At 63.1% G+C, this 21,109-nt stretch carries 22 protein-coding genes; 16 read left to right on the forward strand and 6 right to left on the reverse strand.

The window, feature by feature from the left end:
- Positions 1-78: 78 nt before the first annotated feature.
- On the forward strand, positions 79-1,164 hold the full coding sequence (locus tag VHN57_RS19715) for an alpha/beta hydrolase fold domain-containing protein (RefSeq protein ID WP_278984730.1): 1,086 nt from the start codon (positions 79-81) through the stop codon (positions 1,162-1,164).
- Here VHN57_RS19715 and VHN57_RS19720 read toward each other — a convergent pair.
- Positions 1,161-1,805 carry a TetR/AcrR family transcriptional regulator gene (locus VHN57_RS19720; RefSeq protein ID WP_004209121.1) on the reverse strand — a complete coding sequence of 215 codons (645 nt, stop codon included), beginning with the start codon at positions 1,803-1,805 and terminating at the stop codon, positions 1,161-1,163. The genes VHN57_RS19715 and VHN57_RS19720 overlap by 4 nt on opposite strands.
- 106 nt (positions 1,806-1,911) lie before the next feature.
- Here VHN57_RS19720 and VHN57_RS19725 point away from each other — a divergent pair, with 106 nt between their 5' ends.
- The 3 genes from VHN57_RS19725 to VHN57_RS19735 all read left to right on the forward strand — a co-directional run bounded on the left by VHN57_RS19725 (position 1,912) and on the right by VHN57_RS19735 (position 4,723).
- Positions 1,912-2,235 carry a 2Fe-2S iron-sulfur cluster-binding protein gene (locus tag VHN57_RS19725; RefSeq protein ID WP_125999249.1) on the forward strand — a complete coding sequence of 108 codons (324 nt, stop codon included), beginning with the start codon at positions 1,912-1,914 and terminating at the stop codon, positions 2,233-2,235.
- An 11-nt stretch (positions 2,236-2,246) separates the two neighbouring features.
- On the forward strand, positions 2,247-3,467 hold the full coding sequence (locus tag VHN57_RS19730) for a cytochrome P450 (RefSeq protein WP_278984733.1): 1,221 nt from the start codon (positions 2,247-2,249) through the stop codon (positions 3,465-3,467).
- A gap of 527 nt (positions 3,468-3,994) precedes the next feature.
- Entirely contained in the window at positions 3,995-4,723 is a 729-nt protein-coding gene (locus tag VHN57_RS19735) for a helix-turn-helix transcriptional regulator (RefSeq protein ID WP_278985695.1), read from the forward strand.
- A gap of 56 nt (positions 4,724-4,779) precedes the next feature.
- Here VHN57_RS19735 and VHN57_RS19740 read toward each other — a convergent pair whose 3' ends face one another.
- The 5 genes from VHN57_RS19740 to VHN57_RS19760 all read right to left on the reverse strand — a co-directional run bounded on the left by VHN57_RS19740 (position 4,780) and on the right by VHN57_RS19760 (position 10,681).
- On the reverse strand, positions 4,780-5,343 hold the full coding sequence (locus VHN57_RS19740; protein ID WP_278985694.1) for a hypothetical protein: 564 nt from the start codon (positions 5,341-5,343) through the stop codon (positions 4,780-4,782).
- Positions 5,344-5,420: 77 nt separating this feature from the next.
- The gene (locus VHN57_RS19745; protein ID WP_423284992.1) at positions 5,421-5,909 is read right to left on the reverse strand and encodes a hypothetical protein; all 489 of its coding nucleotides are present in this window, start codon (positions 5,907-5,909) and stop codon (positions 5,421-5,423) included.
- 92 nt (positions 5,910-6,001) lie between these two features.
- Positions 6,002-8,050: an AAA family ATPase gene (locus VHN57_RS19750; protein ID WP_278985692.1), complete on the reverse strand. Its 2,049-nt coding sequence runs from the start codon at positions 8,048-8,050 to the stop codon at positions 6,002-6,004.
- Positions 8,051-8,092: 42 nt separating this feature from the next.
- Positions 8,093-9,115, reverse strand: a complete 1,023-nt coding sequence (locus VHN57_RS19755; protein ID WP_278985691.1) for a hypothetical protein — start codon at positions 9,113-9,115, stop codon at positions 8,093-8,095.
- Between the two features lie 81 nt (positions 9,116-9,196).
- A complete protein-coding gene (locus VHN57_RS19760) occupies positions 9,197-10,681 on the reverse strand; it encodes a DUF2779 domain-containing protein (RefSeq protein WP_278985690.1) in 1,485 nt (494 codons plus the stop codon).
- Between the two features lie 165 nt (positions 10,682-10,846).
- Here VHN57_RS19760 and VHN57_RS19765 point away from each other — a divergent pair, with 165 nt between their 5' ends.
- The 12 genes from VHN57_RS19765 to VHN57_RS19820 all read left to right on the forward strand — a co-directional run bounded on the left by VHN57_RS19765 (position 10,847) and on the right by VHN57_RS19820 (position 20,641).
- Positions 10,847-11,887 carry a hypothetical protein gene (locus VHN57_RS19765; RefSeq protein WP_423284995.1) on the forward strand — a complete coding sequence of 347 codons (1,041 nt, stop codon included), beginning with the start codon at positions 10,847-10,849 and terminating at the stop codon, positions 11,885-11,887.
- A 56-nt stretch (positions 11,888-11,943) separates the two neighbouring features.
- Positions 11,944-13,134 (forward strand): MBL fold metallo-hydrolase, encoded by a 1,191-nt coding sequence (locus tag VHN57_RS19770; protein WP_423286066.1) that lies wholly within the window; start codon positions 11,944-11,946, stop codon positions 13,132-13,134.
- Between the two features lie 582 nt (positions 13,135-13,716).
- Positions 13,717-14,205, forward strand: coding sequence for a hypothetical protein (locus tag VHN57_RS19775; RefSeq protein WP_278985688.1), 489 nt, complete (start codon positions 13,717-13,719; stop codon positions 14,203-14,205).
- A complete protein-coding gene (locus tag VHN57_RS19780; RefSeq protein ID WP_278985687.1) occupies positions 14,202-14,525 on the forward strand; it encodes a division plane positioning ATPase MipZ in 324 nt (107 codons plus the stop codon). The genes VHN57_RS19775 and VHN57_RS19780 overlap by 4 nt, the downstream gene beginning before the upstream one ends.
- On the forward strand, positions 14,522-15,268 hold the full coding sequence (locus tag VHN57_RS19785; protein WP_278985686.1) for a P-loop NTPase family protein: 747 nt from the start codon (positions 14,522-14,524) through the stop codon (positions 15,266-15,268). Before VHN57_RS19780 ends, VHN57_RS19785 begins: the two co-directional genes overlap by 4 nt.
- Complete coding sequence (locus VHN57_RS19790; protein ID WP_278985685.1) at positions 15,265-15,639, forward strand: hypothetical protein; 375 nt, start codon at positions 15,265-15,267, stop codon at positions 15,637-15,639. The genes VHN57_RS19785 and VHN57_RS19790 overlap by 4 nt, the downstream gene beginning before the upstream one ends.
- 273 nt (positions 15,640-15,912) lie before the next feature.
- On the forward strand, positions 15,913-16,245 hold the full coding sequence (locus VHN57_RS19795; protein ID WP_423284998.1) for a plasmid mobilization protein: 333 nt from the start codon (positions 15,913-15,915) through the stop codon (positions 16,243-16,245).
- On the forward strand, positions 16,242-17,591 hold the full coding sequence (locus VHN57_RS19800) for a relaxase/mobilization nuclease domain-containing protein (RefSeq protein WP_278985683.1): 1,350 nt from the start codon (positions 16,242-16,244) through the stop codon (positions 17,589-17,591). Before VHN57_RS19795 ends, VHN57_RS19800 begins: the two co-directional genes overlap by 4 nt.
- A gap of 450 nt (positions 17,592-18,041) precedes the next feature.
- Complete coding sequence (locus VHN57_RS19805) at positions 18,042-18,695, forward strand: hypothetical protein (protein ID WP_278985682.1); 654 nt, start codon at positions 18,042-18,044, stop codon at positions 18,693-18,695.
- Positions 18,696-18,750: 55 nt separating this feature from the next.
- Complete coding sequence (locus VHN57_RS19810) at positions 18,751-19,383, forward strand: hypothetical protein (RefSeq protein WP_278985681.1); 633 nt, start codon at positions 18,751-18,753, stop codon at positions 19,381-19,383.
- Between the two features lie 114 nt (positions 19,384-19,497).
- Complete coding sequence (locus VHN57_RS19815; protein ID WP_423285001.1) at positions 19,498-20,148, forward strand: MobA/MobL family protein; 651 nt, start codon at positions 19,498-19,500, stop codon at positions 20,146-20,148.
- Positions 20,149-20,212: 64 nt separating this feature from the next.
- Positions 20,213-20,641 carry a hypothetical protein gene (locus tag VHN57_RS19820; protein WP_423285003.1) on the forward strand — a complete coding sequence of 143 codons (429 nt, stop codon included), beginning with the start codon at positions 20,213-20,215 and terminating at the stop codon, positions 20,639-20,641.
- Positions 20,642-21,109: the final 468 nt, after the last annotated feature.

The raw sequence follows: 21,109 nt of genomic DNA on the forward strand, positions 1-21,109 counted from the left end.
CCGGTCTAGCCCCCTTGCCGCGCCGGCTCAAGTCGATATGTTATATATCATAATATAAGATGGAGAGGAGCGATGTTCATGACGATGCGATTCGCCTTGCCGTTTGTCCTGCTGGCCCTGGCCGGGACGGCACCGGCCCAGACGCCACAGTCCGATAGCCCGCCGGCTTCCGGCACGATCGAGCCGGATGGCACGGTCCATGTTCCCGGCTTTCGCCTGCCGCCCTCCATCTATCTGAGCGAGGCGGCGAAGAAAGCGCTGCCGCGCACGCCGACCGATCCCGAAGAGCCGATGATGCGCGCGGTCGCCGCCGGGCAGGCCGGTGCGCTGCGCCAGCGCATGCCGCAACTGGTCGCGCCGCGCATCGATGCGCTGAAGGCAATGTACAAGGTGACGACGCGCGAGGAACAGATCGCCGGCATAGCGGCCGTTCGTGCGACCCCGGCGGCTGGCGTCGCACCGGGCAACCGCAGGAAGATATTGCTCAACCTGCCGGGCGGCGGCTTCGTCATGGGCGTGGCCGGCGGCACCGGCATGATGGAATCGATCCCGCTCGCGGGGCTGGCCGGGGTGGAGATCCTCTCCATCACCTACCGCCAGGCGCCAGAGACGGTCTGGCCCGCCGCGACCGAGGATGTGACCAAGGTCTATCGCGAACTGCTCAAGACCTACCAGCCGCAGGATATCGGCATCTTCGGCTGTTCGGCCGGGGGACTGCTGACGGCCGAGGCGATCGCCTGGTTCATCCATGAGAAGCTGCCGCTGCCCGGTGCGATCGGCATTTTCTGCGCCTCGGGCGATGCGCGCTGGGGCGGCGACAGCCAGAGCTTTGCCCGGCCCTTCCAGGCGCTGCCGCCGCGCGACGATGTCCGCGCCTATTTCAAGGGTGTCGATCGCAGCGATCCGCTGGTGTCTCCGGCGCTGGCGCCGGCCACGCTGAAACTGTTTCCGCCGACGCTGCTGATCACCGGCACCCGCGCCTTCGAAATGAGCGCGACCGTCAATACCCATCGCGAACTGATCAAGGCCGGGGTCGATGCCGACCTGCATATGTGGGATGGGCTGGGCCATGCCTTTTTCTACGATCCCGCCCTGCCGGAATCGCGCGAGGCCTTCGACGTAATGACCGCCTTCTTCCGCGATCGGCTGAAGCTGGCGCGCTAGGCCGCGATCGCCCGGCGGCAAAATTCCCATATCTCGACCGCCAGTTCGGATCGGCGCTGGCGGTCGGGAATGGCGGCCTCCTCGGCAAGCAACTGGCTGTGGACGGTGGTCGAGACGAGGTTATAGACGAGCAGCGCCATCCACGATGGCGGTCCTGCGCGGACCTGCCCCTCGGCCATGCCGTCGGACAGGATCGTGGCAATTAGGTCGATGAGCGGGCTCACCGCCTTTTGCAGTTCGACCGGACGCGCCTCCGCCAGGCGCAGATGCTCACGGCTGAGCGCCGCGCTCCGGCGCTGGCCGCCTTGCCAATCGCCATCAATGGCTGCACGACCGATGACAATGGCCGTCACGATATGATGCAAGCGCGCCAGCGGGTCCGGCAGGTCACGCACCTGTTCGCCGAACTGTTCCGCTGCGCGGCGGAGCGTATGGGCAAACACCGCCAGGACCAGATCGTCCTTGCCCGCAAAGCGATCGTACAGCGCCCGACGGGCGAGCCCGGTGCGCTGCAATACGGCACGGATCGTCAGCCCTTCCAGCCCTTCCTCGTCGAGCAGATCATAGGCGGCGGCGACGATCTGCTGGTTGCGATCGTCCAGTTCCGTGATCGCGTCGTCGGTCTGCGGCACCCGGTACATGGTCGGCGATCCTCTCTGCAATAATCGCTTTCCATCTAGCAGCCCGCGACTATAGTGCCAGCCTTGAGAACAATGTTCTCATCACGAAGATATATGGGAGAGTGCGATGGCGACGGTCCTCTTTGTCGAGGCCAGCGGTGCGGAGCATCGGATCGATGTGCCGACGGGCGAGAATCTGATGCGCGCGGCGCTCAACGAGGGGCTCGACGGCATGGTCGGCGAATGCGGCGGCGGCCTCGCCTGCGCGACCTGCCATTGCTATGTCGAGGAGGATTGGGCCGACCGGCTGCCCGCGCCTGCGCAGACCGAGCTGGACATGCTCGAATGCACCGCCAGTGAGCGTCGCCCGAGCAGCCGCCTTGGCTGCCAGATCGTCGTCAGCGACGCGCTCGACGGGCTGGTCGTCCATCTGCCCGCCGCGCAATATTGAGGAGCCGGATCATGGCAACCACTCAAGCGACGCCGGTGATGGACATTCCGGCCCATGTCCCGCCCGAACTGGTGCGCGAGATCGGCCTGACCACCGGCCCGGAATTTCTCGCCGCGCCCCACGCCTTCATGGCGAAACTGCACGAGACGCATCCGCCGATCTTCTACAGCGTCAATCCGCTGATCGGGAACAGCTGGTGTACGATCAAGCATGAGGATGCCTTCTTCGCGTTGCGCCACCCGGAATATTTCACCACCGCCGGGGCCACCCCCTTCCCGCGCGATCCCAATAATTATTTCCATTTCATTCCGCTGGAGATCGATCCGCCGCATCATCGCAAATATCGCGCGATCCTCGATTCGACCTTTTCGCCGCAAAGCGTGTTGCGGCTTGAAGCCTATATGCGTCGCCTGACCAACGACCTGATCGACAGCTTCATCGATGCCGGCGAAGTGGAATTCACCACCGCCTTCGGCCGACCGCTGCCGGTGTCGATCTTCCTCGACCTGATGGGCCTGCCGCAGGAGATGCGCGATACCTTCGTCGGCTGGGCGGTCGACCTGCTTCATTCGCAGGATCGCATGACCGCCGGCCTCGCCATGCGCGGGATCGAAGCCTATCTGGCGCAGGTGATCGTCGAGAAGACGGCGAGGCCCGATGACGGCGTCATCAGTACGATCATCCAGGCGCGGCCCGGCGGCGAACCGCTGAGCGAGCGGGAGATTTTCGGCTTCACCTTCTTCCTGTTCATCGCCGGGCTCGACACGGTGTTCGCGACGCTCAACAATATCTGGCTATGGCTGGCGGAAAATCCCGATCGGCGGCGCGAGATCATCGCCCATCCCGACCAGATCAATGCCCAGGTGGAGGAATTGCTGCGGGTCTTTTCCGTCACCTTTTCCGGCCGGACTCTTACCCAGGATCTGGAAATGCGTGGGGTGCAGATGAAGAAGGGCGACAAGTTCAACAGCATCCTGCCCGCCTGCAACTATGACCCGGACGTCTTTCCCGATCCGACCCGTGTGGACTTCAACCGGCCACGCAAGCCGATTCTGGCCTTTGCCGGCGGGGTGCATAGCTGCATTGGTGCGCATTTGGCGCGTCTGGAGGTGAAGGTTGCGTTGCAGGAGTGGCTGCGGCGCATTCCTGACTTTGCGGTTCGGTCTGATGCGGAGATCAGCTACTGGCCTGGCGGAGTGGTTGGTCCCAGGTCGCTTCCGCTTTTTTGGTAGGGCGCGGCCACAAAAAAGCCGCCTTGGGGAGATCCGAGGCGGCGTGTGCGTGTGTTGTGTTGGTTGCGGGAGCCGAGTTCCACCGCTGTAGAACCCGTTTCACACTGACAAATCATCATATCGTGTCACTTTTGGATCAGTGTAAATCCACTCGTAGCGTATTGCCATTGCTCTGCTGAATGATTGCTCCAGCAGATAATAAATGACTGCTTTATCCAGTCCGCACGACATATAAAACACGACCATTTTCGTCACCACTGAAACGAGAAAAAATGACTTTACGAATGGCAAAACTGGATCGTGTCATGTTGTTGATTCACGCGCTGTCCGAAAGCAGCGAGGGCATGACCCTCGATGAAATGGCCGCCTATCTCGGTGTTAATCGTCGTACAGCGGAACGAATGCGAGACATCGTAGCACTGCATTTTGATCTAGATGAGCGACAAGATGAACGTCACAAACGATTTATCATTCGAGACAGTCTCCGCCGAGTATACACTAGGCCTACCGCCGCGGAAGTCGCCGCCTTGCAGGCCGAAGTGCTGGCGCATCAGAGTGCGGGGCGCGACGTGCGCGCCGCGCCGCTGGCCGCCCTGCTTGCCAAGGTGCGAGGCGCGCTAGACGACCGGGAAAAGCGGCGCATGGACCCGGACCTGGATGCGCTGACCCGGGCGCAGCAGATGATCGCCGCACCCGGCCCGCGCGCGCCGGTTCCCCCCGGCGTGCTGGACGTGATGCAGGGCGCGATCATGGCCGGGCAATGCGTGGAATTCGACTATGCCGCCCATCCGCGCACCGAACCGAAATGGCGCCGCGTCATTCCTTATGGCCTGGTGCATGGGCCGCTCAGCTATCTGATCGGCAAGATGCCCGACCGGGAACCGACCTATTTCCGTCTCGACCGCATCACCAATGCGCGGATCAGCGACCGGCCCGGCTGTGCGCCGGAGGATTGGGACATCAGCGCCTGGCTGTCGACCAGCTTCGGCGTCTGGCGCGAAGACCCCTATGACATCCGGCTGCGGATATTGCCCGAAGGGGTCGACCGGGCGCGCGGCTGGCGCTTCCATGCGACGCAAAGCGTGGAGGAACTGCCCGATGGTGGCCTGTGCATCCGTTTCCGCGCGGGCGGCCTGCGCGAACTGACCGACCATCTGTTCAGCTGGGCGGGCGAACTGGTGATCGAGGAGCCTGCCGCGCTGGTCACCATGATGCGCGAGCGGGCGGCGCTGGCATCGAGGATGGTCGCCGCCTAATACGGTCGTTCTTGGCGGCATCCGTCCGGATGTGGAAACGGCCGGATGCCAGCGGGTCAGTTCCCCTTGCGATAATGGCCTGCGGCCATCTCATAGGCATCTTCGGCTTCTTCCCCCTGCCTGATGAGCGCGATGATGTCGTCACGGCATGCACTGACCTGCTTGTCGAACGCCGCGCCATGCACCTTGGCATAATCCCACATCATCTGGATCGCTTCCTTCTCCGTTCGTTTCACGCGCGGTGCGATCATCTTCTTCCAGATTTCGGACTGTTCCTGGAAGGCGTCCTCGACACTGGACCAGTTAAAGCCATAAGCCTCCGTACACAGCGTTTCAAAATCGCCCTCAAAGGCGAAGCCCGGTCGTCCGCTGGCCTTGTTCACGCCCAGCGCGGCCAGCACCGGGAGATTTCTAGGCGCGGTGAATTCCCGGCGGATCACATCCAGTCGACGCCCGACGCCACGGTGATGGCAGCGCGCCGCATAATCATTGTCAGGATGCAACCGGCGCACGGTATCGGCGATATTCTCATAATTGTCGGTCACGCCACGCTGGGCCAGCTCCACCAGGATGGGGTAGAAGAGAATCGCCAGTTCAACATCGGTCTTGGTCAGGGGCATGTTGTCTCCTTTGAGGTTTAGGCTGTGTCATCAAGATAGGAAAGATTTGAAAATAAAGGCTGAATCGCCAGACTGCTTCAATCCAGATCCCAGTCCCGGTCGGCGACCACGTCTGCCAGCGTCCATGTCACGCGAGGATTGGGGCCGCCCGCGCCGCGAAAGCTGGGGTAGACGGTGAAATGCGTGCGGAAACCGGGCTTGAGGTCCAGCGTGAGCAGGTCGCGACTCTCCGCCACCGGCACGCAGCGCCCGATCGGATTGTCAGGCGAAGCGCATTCGTAGAGCCGTCCCTTCAGTACGGCGCTTTCCAGCGCCTCGCTTCCCCGGTTCTGCACCCATCCCCCGACGCTGTAGAGTTGCTGCGCCGCGCCCATGTCGGACTGTGCCTCTTCCCGGTCTAGCCGCCACTCGACCGCCTGGTCGCCGGGCGGCAGTTGATGTTCGCTCATCCAGTCCTGCGCCGCCAAGGCGGCCAGCCACAGCATCAGCGCATAGACCGCCCAACGGAAGGGCGCGACCTGCATCATCAGGGCAAAGGCGATGCCCGCACCGATCCACCCGAGCATATCATTGTCCCTGTCGTTCACATCGTCTCCCACATGGTTGCCGTGGGAAAAACATGCCGCTTCTATGCGACAGAAACGGACGTATTTTTGCGTCAGGCCATGCCGTCCGGGCAAAAGCCCATTCGCCCCCGTTCCGGCCCGCGCGCATCACGCTCCGCCAGCAACCAGTCGTACAGCATAGCAGGGCGCGCCTCGCCCAGCAGCCGCGCACGATGCGCCACCACCGCGAAATCGCCGGGCGTCAGCCCGTCCGCCAGCGGTTCGGGCATTGCCTTGTCGAAATAGCGCGCGAACAGGGTCGCCGCCTGCTGCCGCGGCAGGCTCTGGAAGGAAACGCGCAAGGTGAAGCGCCGCTGCGTCGCCGGGTCCATCCGGTCGATCAGGTTGGTCGTCGCGATGAAGGGCGCGCGCAATGCCTCCATGCTCCGCAACATCTCATTGACCATGCCGCATTCCCAACTGCGTGTCGTGCCCTGTCGATCGAACAGGAAGCTGTCCGCTTCGTCGAGCAGCAGCAGCGTCCCCGTTTCGCCGCAACGGCGGAAGGCGGCGCAGATGCGGGCTTCCGTCTCACCGACATAGGGCGACAGGAGGTCGCTGGCGCGCACTGCCTCCACATCGATCCCCAGCCGCGCGCCAAGGTGGCGGGCAAAGGCCGACTTGCCGGTGCCCGACGGACCGGACAGCAGGAGGCTCCAGCCCCGTTCGGGTGCGCAAGAGAGGCGCTGAGCCAGCGCGTCCAGATCCGTGTCGGCATGGGACAGGGCCGGATCATAGGGACCGGACGGCCCGGTTTCAGGGGGCAGATGCTTGCCCAGAGCCGTCAGGATGCTTTCCCCCGCACGTTGCACGCCATCAAGGCCGCTGCCGGTCAGGCTGCCGACACTGGCTGCGCCCGCCAGCACGGCCGGGGCGGCGGGCAAAGCGGACAGACGGGTGATCGCATGATCGTCCAGCGCCAGCCCTGCGGCGTCGGCATGACGCCGCAACACCCGTTCGCGCACGGCGCGCGTGGGCAGGTCGAAACGCAACGCCAGCGTCATGCGCCGCACAATGCTTTCGCCCATGCCCCGCGCATCATTGGTGAGCCAGATGATCGCCGCGCCCGGATTTTCGACCAGTTGGTTCATCCAATATTTGGACAGGCTGTTGCGGTTGCGCGCCGTCTCCCACCCCGGCAGGAACAGGTCGTCGGCCTCATCGACGATGATGAGGCGGCGCGCGCCGGGCGGCGTCATGCCGCGCAACATGTTGAGATGCGCCAGCCGTTCGCTCCGATGCGGCTCCCCGCCTTCCTCGTCCATCGCCCCGGCGATGACCGCCTGCCAGCCGAGCCGGTCGGCCAGCACCCGCGCAAATTCGCTCTTGCCGGTGCCGGGCGCACCATGCAGCAGCAGGCTGACCCCCTGTTCCGCCCGCCGGGCGCCGTCCAGCAGGTCGAACGCCAGATCGCACAGCGGCCCCAGATGCGCGAAATCATCCCATTGCAGGGTCGATGGCGGCGCCACCGGCATCAGCAGCGCGGACAGGCGATCCGGGTCGCTGCCCTGCGCCCGCGCGATCCGCTTGAGCAGGCGGCCCGCATTGAAATCGCCATCACCGGCATCCTCGATCAAGCCGGACCGCAACAGCCGGCTGCCCGGCTCCAGCCGGTTTTCGATGTCGATCGCCGACACATCGCCCAGCAGCCCTAGGATCGGCACGGTCAGGGGGTGACCGCCCATCGGCGCCGCCTGCGCCAGCGCGCGCCAGCTTTCAAACAGGGCATTGCGTGCGAACACCGCCAGCAAAGCGCCATCGCGCGCGTCCAGCTTCAGGCGGTCCCCCAGCCAGGTGATGCGTGCATCCAGTTCGGTCGGCGCGGGCGCTGCGCCGGGTGGCTGTGCCAGCGTCCGCAGGAGCGCCGGATAATCGGCCGGGTTATCGGGGGGCACCCCCTCGCCCGGATCGATGCCCATCAACGCGCCGCGCTCCACAAGGAAACGGAACAGGTCCGGCCCGGCAAAGCGTAGCTGCTGGTCGGAAAGGCGATGGGTGAGACTGGCAAAGGCATGGCGCAGATGCGCGCCTTCCTGTGGAGCGAGGCCCAGGGAGGGCGGACCGGCGCGACGCCGGCGGCGGAGTTGAAAGGGTATAGCCACGCCGCCCTTAAGCGGCATGGCTACGTCAGATCTGGTCGCAGATCAGGCAAGCGCCAGATGAGCGGGGGAATGCCCACCTTGGCCACATGCCCCCTTCTTGCGTCCCTTGGCCTTGGGTGCGACCGGCGGCAACGGCGCCAGACCATGCCGGGCGCGGACGATATTTGCGAAGTCGTTTCGCCTTGCGCTCGTGTCACCCGACGCCCGGCGGTGGTGGCCATCCGCCTTGCTGAGATAATGGAAATCCCCACTCCCGATCAGCCAGAGTGCCCGATCGAGACTACGCGGCCAGATATTCGCCGCATTGGCCCAACCGATCAGTTCGCGAAAAGCACGCTCGACCTCTTTCGTACCGATTATGCTGCCGGTCAGGCCCAGGATATGCGTGTCCGGCTTCACAAAGGATTGCAGGCCGATATCCTTGAGGAAATTGAGGCTGAGCGCGGGGCCCATATAAGTCAGTTTTTCAGCACCCCGGCGGGATGCGATCACCTGCGCCATGGCCCAGGCAGCATCAGCATCAATGGCACCAAGCCTCTCCTGTTCGATCTGCGATGCCACCCAATCTGCCGGTGCGGGGTAGCGCCTTTCCAGATCAGCGAGCCAACCAAGCCCGTCAGCAAAACCCTTGACGCATTCCTGCCATGGGCGGCTATTTGGATTGGCGCCCGATTTGAAGGCATGTCGTGCGTGCAGGCGATTGGCTATCGCGCTGACACCATCATGCATGTCTTCACGCCCGCCCATCCGCGCCAGAGCGCTGGCCAGATCGGAAACATTGAACAGGATGGCGCGTGAAATTTTCCTTCGCAGCTTTTCCGGAACAACCGACTTTCGACCGCTGAAATTGGCGATGTTGAAGACATAGACGTGATAGAGCGTCTTCCAGTCGCCCAGTACCGGCGTATCGTCGACATGAAGACGCACAATATCGGCCACGCTCCGGGGGTGATGAACCACGCCATTGATAGTCAGCGACGGCGGAATGAAATCGCCGTAAATTTCCTCATAAAGTCTATGGAGGAAGCAGTTTGCTTCATTCCAGACAACAGACCCCTGAATCATATGCTAATGCGCCTCCCTGCTTGGCTAGCCATCTTCTTGCCGCCGATATTTTGAGAAAAGGATAATGCCGAGCCTCGGCGATCATGCTGCATCGGGCAACGGGTCCTCCCCCACCAGCACGCGGGCGACGACCATCATCGCTTCGGTATCGCGCCCGCAATAGAGGCGCAGCCCCTGTTCCAGCAGGGCGCGGCGCGCGGGCATGGTGTCGGGGGAAATCGCTTCCCAATAGGCCTGTTGCGCCTGCCCGCCATCTTTCACCTCCAGCGAAAGATAGCTCATCTGCGGCGCGATGGTCGGCAACACAGCCTTGATCGACCAGCTCCCGCGCTGGTTGCGATGATACCAATGATCACGCGCCACCGGCAGCAGGTCGACGACCCGATCCGCCAGCGCGAGCAGACCCGGCGCGAGATCCGGAAAATCCTTCGCCAGCTCCTTGATCCGGCCCTTCTCGAAACTGGCATACCAGGCGATCACCGCGCCCTTCTCTGGCAGATCCAACAACGCCAGCGCACAGGCCCGGCGCGGGTCGGTGCCGTCCATCTGCAGAAATTCGACATGGCTCATCGCGCCATCGGCCTGTTCGACATGGGCGGAAAACTGAAACGGCACCTGTTGCCAGGGGCGACAACCGGCCCAGCGCGGTATCCCCTCGCTCACCGTTTCGAAATCCAGCCAGATCCGTGGATAGACCCAATCCGCCATGACTGCCCGCGCGCCCTCCACATCATGCTGCGGCTGCCCACTGATGGTGGCATGCTGGATGCGGCGATGCGTCGGGTTTGTCAGCAGCGCGGGCGGCACCTGCGTCAGGTCGTCATGACCCAAGGCGGCAAGACGATTACCACCGCCGTACGGCAGTATGGCCACCGGCCATTCGGCAGCGGCCGGCTGCGTGGAAAGGCAATGGACCTGGAACGGACAATGATAGGGGCTGGTGCAATGCGTCCCAGTTACGCAGTCTGGCTCGTCCCCCGCCAACATGGTGCGAATGTCTGCCACCAGCGCGCCCCGCTCCGCCACGATCGGCGCGATGTCGCTAGTCTGGTCGCTGTCGGTGAACAGGCCGGTCAGGTCGCCATCTTCGGGCAGACGGAAATCACGGTCGAGATGGCGGATCGCGGCGCTGCCGATCGGTACGCCGGCCCCGCGCGCGACCCACAGCTGGGTCGCCAGATCGCGCACATGCTCTGCCTTGGCGACTGTCGAGTTCTTGACCTCCGCCATATGCCATGTGCCGTCGCCGCGCGGCTCCAATATATCGCATCGCACCAGCACGCCGTTATGGACAAAGGTCGCCTCGTAAATGGGCGCGTCATGGCCCGCAGCCAGCAGGTCCGCCGTGGTCCGCACTGCCGCCGACAGGTTTGGCACGGCTTCCACCATCACGCCACCGGGTGACTGGCGACAGGCTTCGTCCCCCACCGCATGGCCCGATGCATAGCGCGCCTGCGCACCGGCATCCTCCTCCGCCAGTTCGGGCCGATGCGTGGCCAGCCACAGCTTGCGCGGGCATTGTTCATAGGCGGCGATACGGGATTTGGAGAGGGAATGGCGAGTCATGCGAACTCCTTAATGCAGCGGCGTTAAGGGTCAGTATCGGTGCAATAACGACAGAAACGGTCGTGTGCGTCCATATACGCGGCGTAAAGGAGGATCAGATAGGAAGCCACGGACAGGATGACACCCACGTCCGATCCTGTCGTATCGATGAAGCAGAGTCAGCCCATGACCAGATTTGAACGCTCTTTCGATTCGGACAAGTTGATCAAGCAACTGCCCACCATTCCCCTCCTTCGCCAGTTGATGGACCAGTGGCAATTGCCCGGCCCCGATGCAGCACCGACCGACCATGGCCTGCGGCTGGCGGTGCGGGCGGGCTATCTCAACATCTATGCCATGGGCCAATCGGTCGCCCGGATAAGCCTCGCGGCGGGCCGGGTGCGGCTGGACGTGCATCATAAATATCTGGGCGAGGAGAAGGCGCTGGGCCGCAGGCGCGGAGATTATGTTGAATTTGCCGGCATGGTGCTGGCCCATTTGCCGGACAGCCTGCTGGATGGCTGGGTCCGTAAGGCCATCGACCATCATAGTGGCGCGGAAAAGCGGTTCGTCGACGATCTGGTGCGGGCCAATGCGGGGATTATCGACCTGGAAATGGCCCTGCCCGGTGACCATGACGCAGAGAAGGAGATCAGGGGCGTCTGGAAAAAGGTCGCGCCTCGCATGGACCTGGTGCTGTTGCAGCGAAATGACACGGGCGTGCAGATCGCCTTCTGGGAGGCCAAGTGCGGCGACAATGGCGAAGTGCGCGCCGCAGGTCCCGTGCCGCATGTCCATTCCCAGCTAAAGCAATATGTGGCATGGCTGAATCTCCCCGGTCGTGGCGCGGAGGTCATCGCGGCCTATCGCCGGGCCGCCGCCACCCTGCTGGATCTGGCGGTACGGACGGGCAAGACAGGGTGCCACGCGATGGAGTTGTGGCGGCAAGCCGGGGCCGATGCGCCGCTCGACATGATGATCCACCCGGCGATCGTGATCGGCAATTATTGCGCCCTGAATGAAGAACGGCACCGGATGCTTGGGAAACGGCATGACAGTTTCCATGCGGGCGGCGTCCAGTCCCATCATGCCAAGCTGACCCGACTGACGATCGATAGCCATCAGATCCGCGTGCAGGAATATGGGGCGGCACCGGACACGCCCCTGCCCGCGCTGGGCGGCCCCATCCTCACCGGCCCCGCGCCTGTCGGGGAGCAGCGCCCCTGAGCCTCCAGATCATCGTTCACCGGGGTACGCAGACGATCGGCGGCTCCTGCATCGAAATCATCGCGCCCTGCGGTGCCCGGCTTATCCTCGATGCGGGCCGCCCGCTCGATGCAGATCGGGCGGCCACCGGCCTGCTGCCCGCAACGCTCGACCGGACGGCGCCGGCCACTGTGCTGTTCAGTCATGCGCATATGGACCATTGGGGCCTGATCGACGAACTGCCCGAGCACTGGCCTTTGATGGCGGGGGAAAAGACCGCGGCACTGATGCGGTTGACGGCCGGATTGTTCGGCGCGCGACTGACCCGGCCGATCGACAGCTGGACCAGCCGGTCGGCGCCCTTTCCCGTTGGGCCCTTCACCATCACTCCGATCCTGACCGACCATAGCGCACCTGACGCCTATATGCTGCTGATCGACGGTGCGGGTCGGCGCATTCTCTATACCGGTGATTTCCGCCTGCATGGCCGCAAGTCTGCGCTGGTCGAGGCCATGATTGCGCGCCCACCGACGAGCATCGACGTGCTGATCATGGAGGGCACCAACCTGGGTAGCGACAAGCCGGTGATGACGGAACGGGCGCTGGAACGAGCCTTCGTGAAGCTGGCCCGCGCGACGCCGGGCCATGTCTTCGTCAACTGGTCGGCGCAGAATATCGACCGGACCGTCACCCTTTTCCGCGCGGCGCGACGGACCGGGCGGCGGCTGGTTGTCGATCTCTATGGCGCAGATGTGCTGCAACAGATGGGACCCGGCACGGCTCTGCCCGTTCCTGGCGAGGACTGGCCCGATTTGCGGGTGGTGATCACACCGGGGGGCCAGCGGCTTTACGCGCGACAGGGGCGACGGGATTGGCTCGATGCAATGGCACGGAGCGGTTTTGCAACGTCACGCCAGGCTTTGATTGGGCAGTCCGACATCATCATGATACGCGATTCCATGCTGGGGGACTTTGCGCGTGCGGGCCTGGGCTTCACGCCGCGCGACGCTTTTGTTTTCTCCAACTGGCGCGGCTATCTCGATGAGGGAGACACGGCGGGCGGATGGAAACAGGCGGGCGCGTCTGGGGCCAGCGTCCAGCATATGCATACGAGCGGGCATGCGAGCGCGATGGATCTCGAGCGTTTTGCACAAGCGATGGCGCCTGGAGCGTTGGTTCCGGTTCATGGCGTAGCATGGGACGAGGCAGATATAATGCTCCCGTTGGTGCATCGGCTTAACGACGGGGAGCGGTGGCGTGTTGGCTGATGGACGAGGCTTTGTAGTCATAGCTGATCAGACCATGCCCTCAACGACGAAAGCCTCAATCCTTTGCTTTGCCCGTCAGCATGCATGAACAAGCTCGGAACGTCGACCTCCCGCTGCAAAGTGGGTTATTCATACAAATGAGCTGATAGCTCGCGCAATTTGCCTGGATGAATGACATCCGGCATCCCGCGCTGGTGAGCACAACATCCCAGCCCATTTCAGTGGAGATTGACGAACCGAGCGATTTTCGTCAGATTGTCGATGCGGTTCGGTAACGAATCGTTCCAACCGATCTGTGCAGGATTATTCCCGGGCCGATGCCCTGGTCCTGCTGCCTCAGGCTTGAGATCGGTGCAGGTGTGTTGCACCTGCAGGATGGGCCAGACAAATACGAGTACCGCGCATATCGCGCCGTTTCGTAGCTGAGCGTTGCCCGCTGCTCAATTCCATCCACACCCATTTGCGTGCGTGTCACGCATGGAGAAGCAGCGTGCCTATTTCCCCTTTCCGGCGCAATCATGTGCCGTCCACTCACCTTTCGACCAGCTATTCTGTAATAAAGTTCAGCGCGCGAGGTGCAGCATGAGCCGCACGCGCGCCCACACCGCCGCCATCGATGTGCAGCCGGACGATCTGCAGCGGCTGACCGCATATATCGACACCGCTCTGGAGCAGGCGCAGACCGAGGGCGCACGCACGCCCGCCGTCCTGCGCGAGATCATCCTGCGTCCGCTGGCGAAGAAGATCGCCAGACTCGATATGCCGCGGCAGCGTCAGATTGAGGTGATCCTCGAATCCTTCTCAACCTTCGATGCCTCCTGGGCGAAGGCACTGGCAGCATCGCCCGATACGATCGGCCGGCTGCTCGACACACTCAAGAATGAGAGCAAGACCCGCATCAAGGCGCCCAATCGCTCGCGATCCGGCGGACGCGCAGCGCGTACCGTGACAAACAAGCCCGCCGCTGCTCCGATACAAGCCCTCGCACCGTCGGCAATGCCTGCTGAGGCGGCCTCCCCGCGTGATGACGGCATGGCGGACCACGCAGATTTGTGGAGCCAGCCAGAATGAGCACCTATTCCAATATTTCACCGGGCGGGATCATCGCGACCGACAATGACAAAGGTGGTGTCGGCAAGAGCTTCACGGGCCTGTGCCTTGCACATTGCCTGACCAGCGCAGGCTTTACGTGGGTCGGTATCGATGGTGACCGCCGTAACGCGCATCTGCATCGCTCTCGATCCGGCGGCCGTGCAGCGCGTACTGTGGCCAACAAGCCCGCCGCTGCCCCGGTACAAGCCCTCGCACCGTCGGCAATGCCTGCTGACTCGGCCTCCCCGCGTGATGACGGCATGGCGGACCACGCAGATTTGTGGAGCCAGCCAGAATGAGCGCCTATTCCAATATTTCGCGGGGCGGGATCATCGCGACCGACAACGACAAAGGTGGTGTCGGCAAGAGCTTCACGGGCCTGTGCCTCGCCCATTGCCTGACCATCGCAGGCTTTGCGTGGGTCGGGATCGACGGTGACCGCCGTAACGCGCATCTGCATCGTTTCCATGGTCCTGGCCCGAAGGTCCGGCGCCTGCCGCTCGACACGGTTGAGCATTGGGACGAGATGATCGATACGATCGAACGCGACGTGCCGCTGGACACTGTGGTGCTGATCGACTGTCCCGCTGGCGCCGGCCACATGATGGAGGTCTGCGGCCCCCGGCTCAAGGCGTTTGCAGCCCATCAGGGTCGCCCGTTCATGCGCCTGTGCGCAATGGACGAGGAAGACGATGTCCTCCTCGCGCTCAACCGCACCCGTTCGCTCGGCTTCGATCATGTCGTTGCGTGTCTCAACGGTCGCTTCGCCCCCTCTCCCGAAGCGTTCGAGCTGTGGCGCAAACCAATGCCCACTGCGCCTTCGCTGCGCGATCAGGTGCTGAACGCGGGCGGCATCGAACTGTACATCCCGCCCCTGCGAGCGACGGTACGCAGCCAGCTGCGGCGCGCGAACCTCCCATTTCATCGTGGGAACGAAGCCAATCTCAGCTGGTCTGAGACGCAGTCACTGGCCAACTGGCTCTATCAGGTGGAGACGGCGTTCGCACCGATCATAGCCCGTCTCACGGGAGGCGCACAATGAAGCCCGCTCTTCCGCAAGTCGCAATCCAGGTCTTCGCAGAAATGATGGAGCGTGCGCCAACGAAGGACGAGCAACTCCTCCTTCGCCGTCTGCACGACGCCTATGCCGGCACGGATACGCCCGCGGCCTGGTGGGACACCGTCCACAAGTTCCGCCTTGAACGCATTATCAACAGCGGCTTTGATTGGTTGCAGGGCCAGATGTCAGCGGACCTCAAAGCCATGCGCGCCAAGGATGCCACACTCGCATCGCGCGACGACGTGAAAAAGGTCGTCGAAGACGCCGCCTTTTACACGCTCACCTTGGCAGCCATGTGCTTCGTTGTCGGCATGCTGCTCGGAGTGCTGCTCCATGCCGTCTTCGTGCGCTGAACAACCGCTCCATGGCCGCAGGGCCATGGAGAATGCCGTCCCTTCGCAGCCTTGCTGCAGGGCACGCGCGTCGACGCTCCCGCCCCGCTGCCATCACGGCACGGGGCAGCAGAAGAGCAAGGAGTGTCCAGAGATCACCGCGCCTGCGCCGCGGACGCCCTTCTGTCACTTCGCGCGTGGCCGCGCGCCGTTCTGTCAGGGCTTGATCCTGGACGCTCCTTGCCGAAGAGGGACACCCTCTCCGGACCTCACCCGCGCAGTCCGGGCATAGCCATGCCCGGACAACGTGGCAGCGAGCAGCGTCGTCGCAAACATATCGTCCATGTTCGCATGGACGATGGCGAATTGCGCGCACTGGACAATCTCATCGGTGATTGTGGCTGGTCTCGCGCGGCATTCATCCGCGCGCTCATCGCAACGCGCGGGGATATTCGCATTTTCGAGGTTGCCCCACTGGTGGCAGCCCTTTCGAAGATCGGCGGCAATCTTAACCAGATCGCGCGGCAGGCGAACCGCAACGGCCAGATCGATGATGCGCAATATCTCCGGCACGCACTGGACGAACTGGTTGCGTGCATCCGTAACCTTGAGGATCTGACGCTGTGATCATCTCGATCAGCCGTGGCGATGATCCTGCAGGTCTCATCTCATATCTGTTGGGTACAACAGCCGCACTGCGCGAGGATGCCTCGCTGATCGGGATCGAGAATCTCGCGTCCTTCGAAACCGCCCCGAAAGAGATGGCCTATACAGCAAGCCTGTCCGATCGGGTCCGCAACTATATCCTGCATATTTCGGTATCACCTGCCCGCGGCGAACGGCTCAGCGAGGCGCAATGGGACATCGTCTGGCAAAGCATCGACGCCGAGCTCGGACTGCGCGGTCATCAGAGCATAACCGTTGCGCACAATGAGGGGCGACCGCATCGCCATCGCGGCGTCAATATCATTCATCCCGATACTCACCGCACGCCTATCGGCTCGCATACCGATAGGCGTGAGATCGAAGCATCTCTTCACCGTAAATCCCGCTCGGAACGCGCCGGCAAAGACCGTCGCGCCTGGGATTCCAATATCAAATTCCGCCTGCAACGCCTCGCGCGCGAACTTGAAACATCACTGGGACTCGCCTGCGCCAACGCGCCCGAAAGATGGCGCAGTGGCAAGGCATCCAGTCACACGTCGACCAGTCCCTCGAAACATGAGCAGCGCACCGGCATCGTGCCGATCGAGGTGGAATTTGGCGATGCGATCCGGCGGGCGCTCCGCAAGCCAAGCTGGGCCGAGCGCATAGCCGACCTCACTATGACCGGTATCGGCGCCGAACTCTATGCCGGGCCGAACAAGCGCCGGAAAGGCATCATCTTCTTCGTCCTGGATGATCCGCACCGTCGATGCACAGGCTCCACGCTCGGTAATGATTACGGCCTGGGCGCATTGGAGCGCCGCGCCGGCGAAACATTCGCTGCGTTTCTTGCCGGAACGCCGAATGTCGGGACCGCGCCTGCGCCCCTCAAGACGCGCAAACCGGACCCGCTTTACCAGCGCTATCTCGCATATAAGGCCGAACAACGCACCGCGTCCCAAACGTATCGCCTGCGCCTTCAAATAGCGCGAGCCGAGCATAAGCTCGCGATCGATGCGGAGAAACGCCGACAGATCGCCATGCGTTCGGCGATGCGCGCTGGCGCAGATCGTCGGCATCGCAGGGGCATGACACACACTATGCTGGCGGTGGAGAGACTGGCAATCGCGCAACTGCGAGAGGCGCAGCGTCGTGAATTGCGCGAGCGCTTCCCGCGCCCGCTTCCCGCGTTGGGTTGGACGGACTGGCTCGTCCAAGAAGCCGAGGCGGGCGACGGTCTGGCTCAACAACGTCTTGAGCGAAATGGTGCGGCGAAAAGGGCGCGCGCATATCCGCCTCAACCGACGGCCGTCGAGCGGTCGTCATGATCCGTTGAATATCTGGCAGAGCCTGCGCCATCACGCCTCATCCAGATGGCCGCTCGAAAAGAACGCTATTTGGCACCGGATCCGGCGCACGGCCCGGTCCCGTGGTGGCCCAAAACGCTGAACCAGAGTGGATGCCGCCTTCCATCAGACTTCATACACAGGACAGAAAAGGAGATGCCCATGTACGCCCCCGGTCAGTTCCATGTCCGCCCCGCCCTTGAGGCGAAGGAAGCAAAGGCGGCGGACCGCCGCCCAGGGCCGCAGGGAAAGTCGTTCCAGCGGGTAAATCGAAGAATCCAGGAAGGAGGAAAAGAGGAAGCTCGCCTTCGCTCGCCTGAAAGGGTTCTTCACGCCACCGCCTCGCTCCGAGGCTCTCCCCCGCACGCGTGTAATCCGTCACGCCCGCCCTGATCGGTCGGGAGTGATGGCACGCATCCAAGGGACTGACCCATGCTCCCCCATCATATCATCACCGCCGTTCATTTTCTTATCCTCGACGTCGCCCACCGACTGGAAACCCCATCGCCCAGGGCCATCGGCGCCGCGATATTCACCGGCACCATCGAGAATGGCGATGTCGAGTTCCAGCTCGACGCCACCGTTCTTGGCCCAGGCGCCACAGCTGCATCGCTACTCCCCTGGCTCGACGACCGCCTCGATCCGCGCGCCACGCTTACAGGTTATGGTCTGTCGCACAGTGCGTCGCTGCTCGCGCGATCGTCGCATGGCGTGATGCCCAGCATCACTGAGGCGCTGGCCGGTCGCGGCCGCCATCCGATCATCGAACTGGCCCCTGCACGGGTGGACGGCGATCCTGCCACCTTTGCGGCGACCTGTCTCCAGGCGGACCTTCCCTGCTCGATGCCCCAAAGCAGCCATGATTTTCTGGCCTGGCTGCTCAAGCATCCCGTCCCCCTGATCCATCAGCTTGAAATCGACGTCATCTCGGTCTGGCGTCTCGCCATGGCGAGGATCGGCGCGACCACTGCGCTGGGCAGGCGGATCGGCAACGTCATCGACGCGCATCTGATCGACTGGCTGAAGATCACCGATTTCCCAGCCGGGGCCATTCATCTCGACAATCTGTCCCCTACCGACGGCTGACACACACCACCAGCCGGAATCTCTCCCCCACCGCCAACATCAAAGGATCTATCTCATGTGCTTCGACACTATCGAAGCGCGTGGCTTCTTGCCGCGCGCCACTGCCATTGCTGCCCGCACGGTCGCGACCTGCTATATGCAATGCTTCCACCAGGATAACCGGCCGCTGATCGGCCTCGCCCTTTTCTCGGTGATACCCGATGGTGAAGCCTATCGCTTCGAGACGCAGGCCCGCGCGCTGCGCCATGATGAACTGCCCGACATCCTGCTTGACTGGCTCGAACCGCGCATCCCCGAGGAAGGAGCGCTGCTCTCCTGGGATCATTGGCAGACCTTGCCTGCCAAGCTCTCGTCCCTCGCCCATGATCACCCCGCTATCGCCATCGCCGCCCTGGAAACCGAGGGGCGCTGGCGTGACCTTCCGCGCAGCTACAGCTGGCATCTCAAACAAGCCGTTGCGCAGAGTATGCCATGCCTGTGCGCGCCTCGTGATCTGGCGCCCTGCGTGCAAAGGCTGCCAGCCACCCTTCTGCCAGATCCGGATCTGACCGAGGCCACGCTTATCGACGAAGCCGCGCGAGGCTGGGTCACATGGGCGCGGCAATTTGGCGCGTTCGACGATGCCGAGCATCCCGCCCGCCGCGCACTGGCCGCCTATCAGGCCTGGTCCACCTCCCCCGAAGCCTGATCCTTCCCTCCGCTCATTTTCTGAAAGGCATTTTCCATGCCCCATATACATGTACCGCTTCATCTTCGTCGCAGCGTCAGTATCCGTCCCATTTCCACTACGGGTTGGAAAGCGATGGAGGGGGATCGGCGGTTCACCCACGCCAGCGCGCTCGCCAATTATCTCTATATCACCCGCAGCAGCGGGTCGGACGCGCGCGGCAGGATCGACTATCGGCATCGCGACGATCTCCTCACCCATGGCCTTGCCTTGCCGTCGCGCCATCCCAAATGGGCCACTGAAGACGGACGGATCTGGCGGGAACTGGACGCGGTAACCGCTGCCCTGCCCGCCGATGCGATCCGGGCTTGGCATGCGGTGGTGACCCTGCCGCCCGCCGCAACATCTGAAGCCTGGGTGGCGATGATCCGTCATTATGCGCATGACACCATCGCGGCGCATGGTCCGGCGGTCGCCTGGGCCATTCATGCGCGCGCCGACGGCGAGGAAACTTCCGCGCCGCCCCATGCCCATCTGCTGATCACCACCCGGGGATGGCGGCATGATGCGCGCCATGGGCAGACGATCGCAAACTGGTGTGGACCCGCCATGCAGCACAGACTCCATGCCGACTGGTTCGTCCATCTGCCCGCTGACATGCGCGCTGCTGCCCTCAGCGGATATCGGGCTGGCAGCTTCGCGCCGGCTCATCCGGACTGCTCGGCCCTCGCGCCTTTGCTGACGCAGATGAGGGCGACATCAGCGCACCAGCCGCCGATCGCATGACCAAAAATCGAGGAGCGAGAAAGCCGGCCCTTCGAAAGGAAGGGAAAAGGAGAAAGGAATGACTATGCTGACGCTCAACCAATATCTCACCGCCGCCTATGACCTGCTGATCGGTGACCATGACGCGCCGGTCGCATTCGGTGGCGGAGCCCCGCTCTGCGATCAGCGCAGGCAACACTATATCAACCTCGCGCTCAGCAGCGCGCATGACTGCGTCTATCTCAGCTTCGACCATGGCATCGAAGATGGCCCATCCAGCTTCCAGCTGATCTTTGCACGCGGCGGTCAGGTGGTCCTTTGCCCACAGCTTACCCTATGGGCACCGCCCGGTCGTGGCCGGTGCAGTCTGGTCAGCGCGGATGGCGCGCGAGGGCATCAGAGGCTTGAGGCAGGCCTGCTCTGCTTCTCCCAGAAAAATCTTGCGATCGACCACGGCGCAGGGATCCGCCGCGGGAAGGAGCGGCTGCGCGCCTGCGCCATGCAGCAAGTCTAAGCACGGATAGGCGACGCGCTCCGGCCAGCCGCCGGAGCGCGTAGTGACCATGTCACCCATCAGGAAAGAATTGAATGAGGAAGGGAGAAGGGAAAAGAAGGGACTTCCGCTAAAGCGGATAGCGGTCCAAATCTTAGCGAATGTTTAAAGTCGGCGCCCGGTAGTAAGATTTTTCTGGATCGGGCTTTTTGCGCAACGGTCATGGGATCATGACCGGGCTGGGCCACCTCGCTCTTTTTTTCCTTTCTGTCTGTCTAGCTGATCCTGTCGCCGGCATGGAAAAGAACGCGCGCGCGTGAATTTTTGGTCAAGGCCCGGCAGGAGACGGCGAACCTAAACGCCACCTGACCTGGCGGGTCATTGAAGGTTCAGCCGGGAGGCCTACATTTGTCCCATCACCCTCCCCCCTTTAGGGTGACCTCCCTGAACCTTGGCTCCGCCGTGGAGTGATCTCCGGCGGGGTTCATT

The sequence above is a fragment of the Sphingobium salicis subsp. salicis genome (assembly GCF_049472635.1).
Classification (GTDB): Bacteria; Pseudomonadota; Alphaproteobacteria; order Sphingomonadales; family Sphingomonadaceae; genus Sphingobium; species Sphingobium yanoikuyae_A.

Excerpts from the sequence above, each read along its gene's own strand:
- VHN57_RS19715 (WP_278984730.1), top strand. The coding sequence starts at position 79 with ATGACGATGCGATTCGCCTTGCCGTTTGTCCTGCTGGCCCTGGCCGGG.
- VHN57_RS19720 (WP_004209121.1), bottom strand. The coding sequence starts at position 1,805 with ATGTACCGGGTGCCGCAGACCGACGACGCGATCACGGAACTGGACGAT.
- VHN57_RS19725 (WP_125999249.1), top strand. The coding sequence starts at position 1,912 with ATGGCGACGGTCCTCTTTGTCGAGGCCAGCGGTGCGGAGCATCGGATC.
- VHN57_RS19730 (WP_278984733.1), top strand. The coding sequence starts at position 2,247 with ATGGCAACCACTCAAGCGACGCCGGTGATGGACATTCCGGCCCATGTC.
- VHN57_RS19740 (WP_278985694.1), bottom strand. The coding sequence starts at position 5,343 with ATGCCCCTGACCAAGACCGATGTTGAACTGGCGATTCTCTTCTACCCC.
- VHN57_RS19745 (WP_423284992.1), bottom strand. The coding sequence starts at position 5,909 with ATGCTCGGGTGGATCGGTGCGGGCATCGCCTTTGCCCTGATGATGCAG.
- VHN57_RS19755 (WP_278985691.1), bottom strand. The coding sequence starts at position 9,115 with ATGATTCAGGGGTCTGTTGTCTGGAATGAAGCAAACTGCTTCCTCCAT.
- VHN57_RS19760 (WP_278985690.1), bottom strand. The coding sequence starts at position 10,681 with ATGACTCGCCATTCCCTCTCCAAATCCCGTATCGCCGCCTATGAACAA.
- VHN57_RS19765 (WP_423284995.1), top strand. The coding sequence starts at position 10,847 with ATGACCAGATTTGAACGCTCTTTCGATTCGGACAAGTTGATCAAGCAA.
- VHN57_RS19775 (WP_278985688.1), top strand. The coding sequence starts at position 13,717 with ATGAGCCGCACGCGCGCCCACACCGCCGCCATCGATGTGCAGCCGGAC.
- VHN57_RS19780 (WP_278985687.1), top strand. The coding sequence starts at position 14,202 with ATGAGCACCTATTCCAATATTTCACCGGGCGGGATCATCGCGACCGAC.
- VHN57_RS19785 (WP_278985686.1), top strand. The coding sequence starts at position 14,522 with ATGAGCGCCTATTCCAATATTTCGCGGGGCGGGATCATCGCGACCGAC.
- VHN57_RS19790 (WP_278985685.1), top strand. The coding sequence starts at position 15,265 with ATGAAGCCCGCTCTTCCGCAAGTCGCAATCCAGGTCTTCGCAGAAATG.
- VHN57_RS19795 (WP_423284998.1), top strand. The coding sequence starts at position 15,913 with ATGCCCGGACAACGTGGCAGCGAGCAGCGTCGTCGCAAACATATCGTC.
- VHN57_RS19805 (WP_278985682.1), top strand. The coding sequence starts at position 18,042 with ATGCTCCCCCATCATATCATCACCGCCGTTCATTTTCTTATCCTCGAC.
- VHN57_RS19810 (WP_278985681.1), top strand. The coding sequence starts at position 18,751 with ATGTGCTTCGACACTATCGAAGCGCGTGGCTTCTTGCCGCGCGCCACT.
- VHN57_RS19815 (WP_423285001.1), top strand. The coding sequence starts at position 19,498 with ATGGAGGGGGATCGGCGGTTCACCCACGCCAGCGCGCTCGCCAATTAT.
- VHN57_RS19820 (WP_423285003.1), top strand. The coding sequence starts at position 20,213 with ATGCTGACGCTCAACCAATATCTCACCGCCGCCTATGACCTGCTGATC.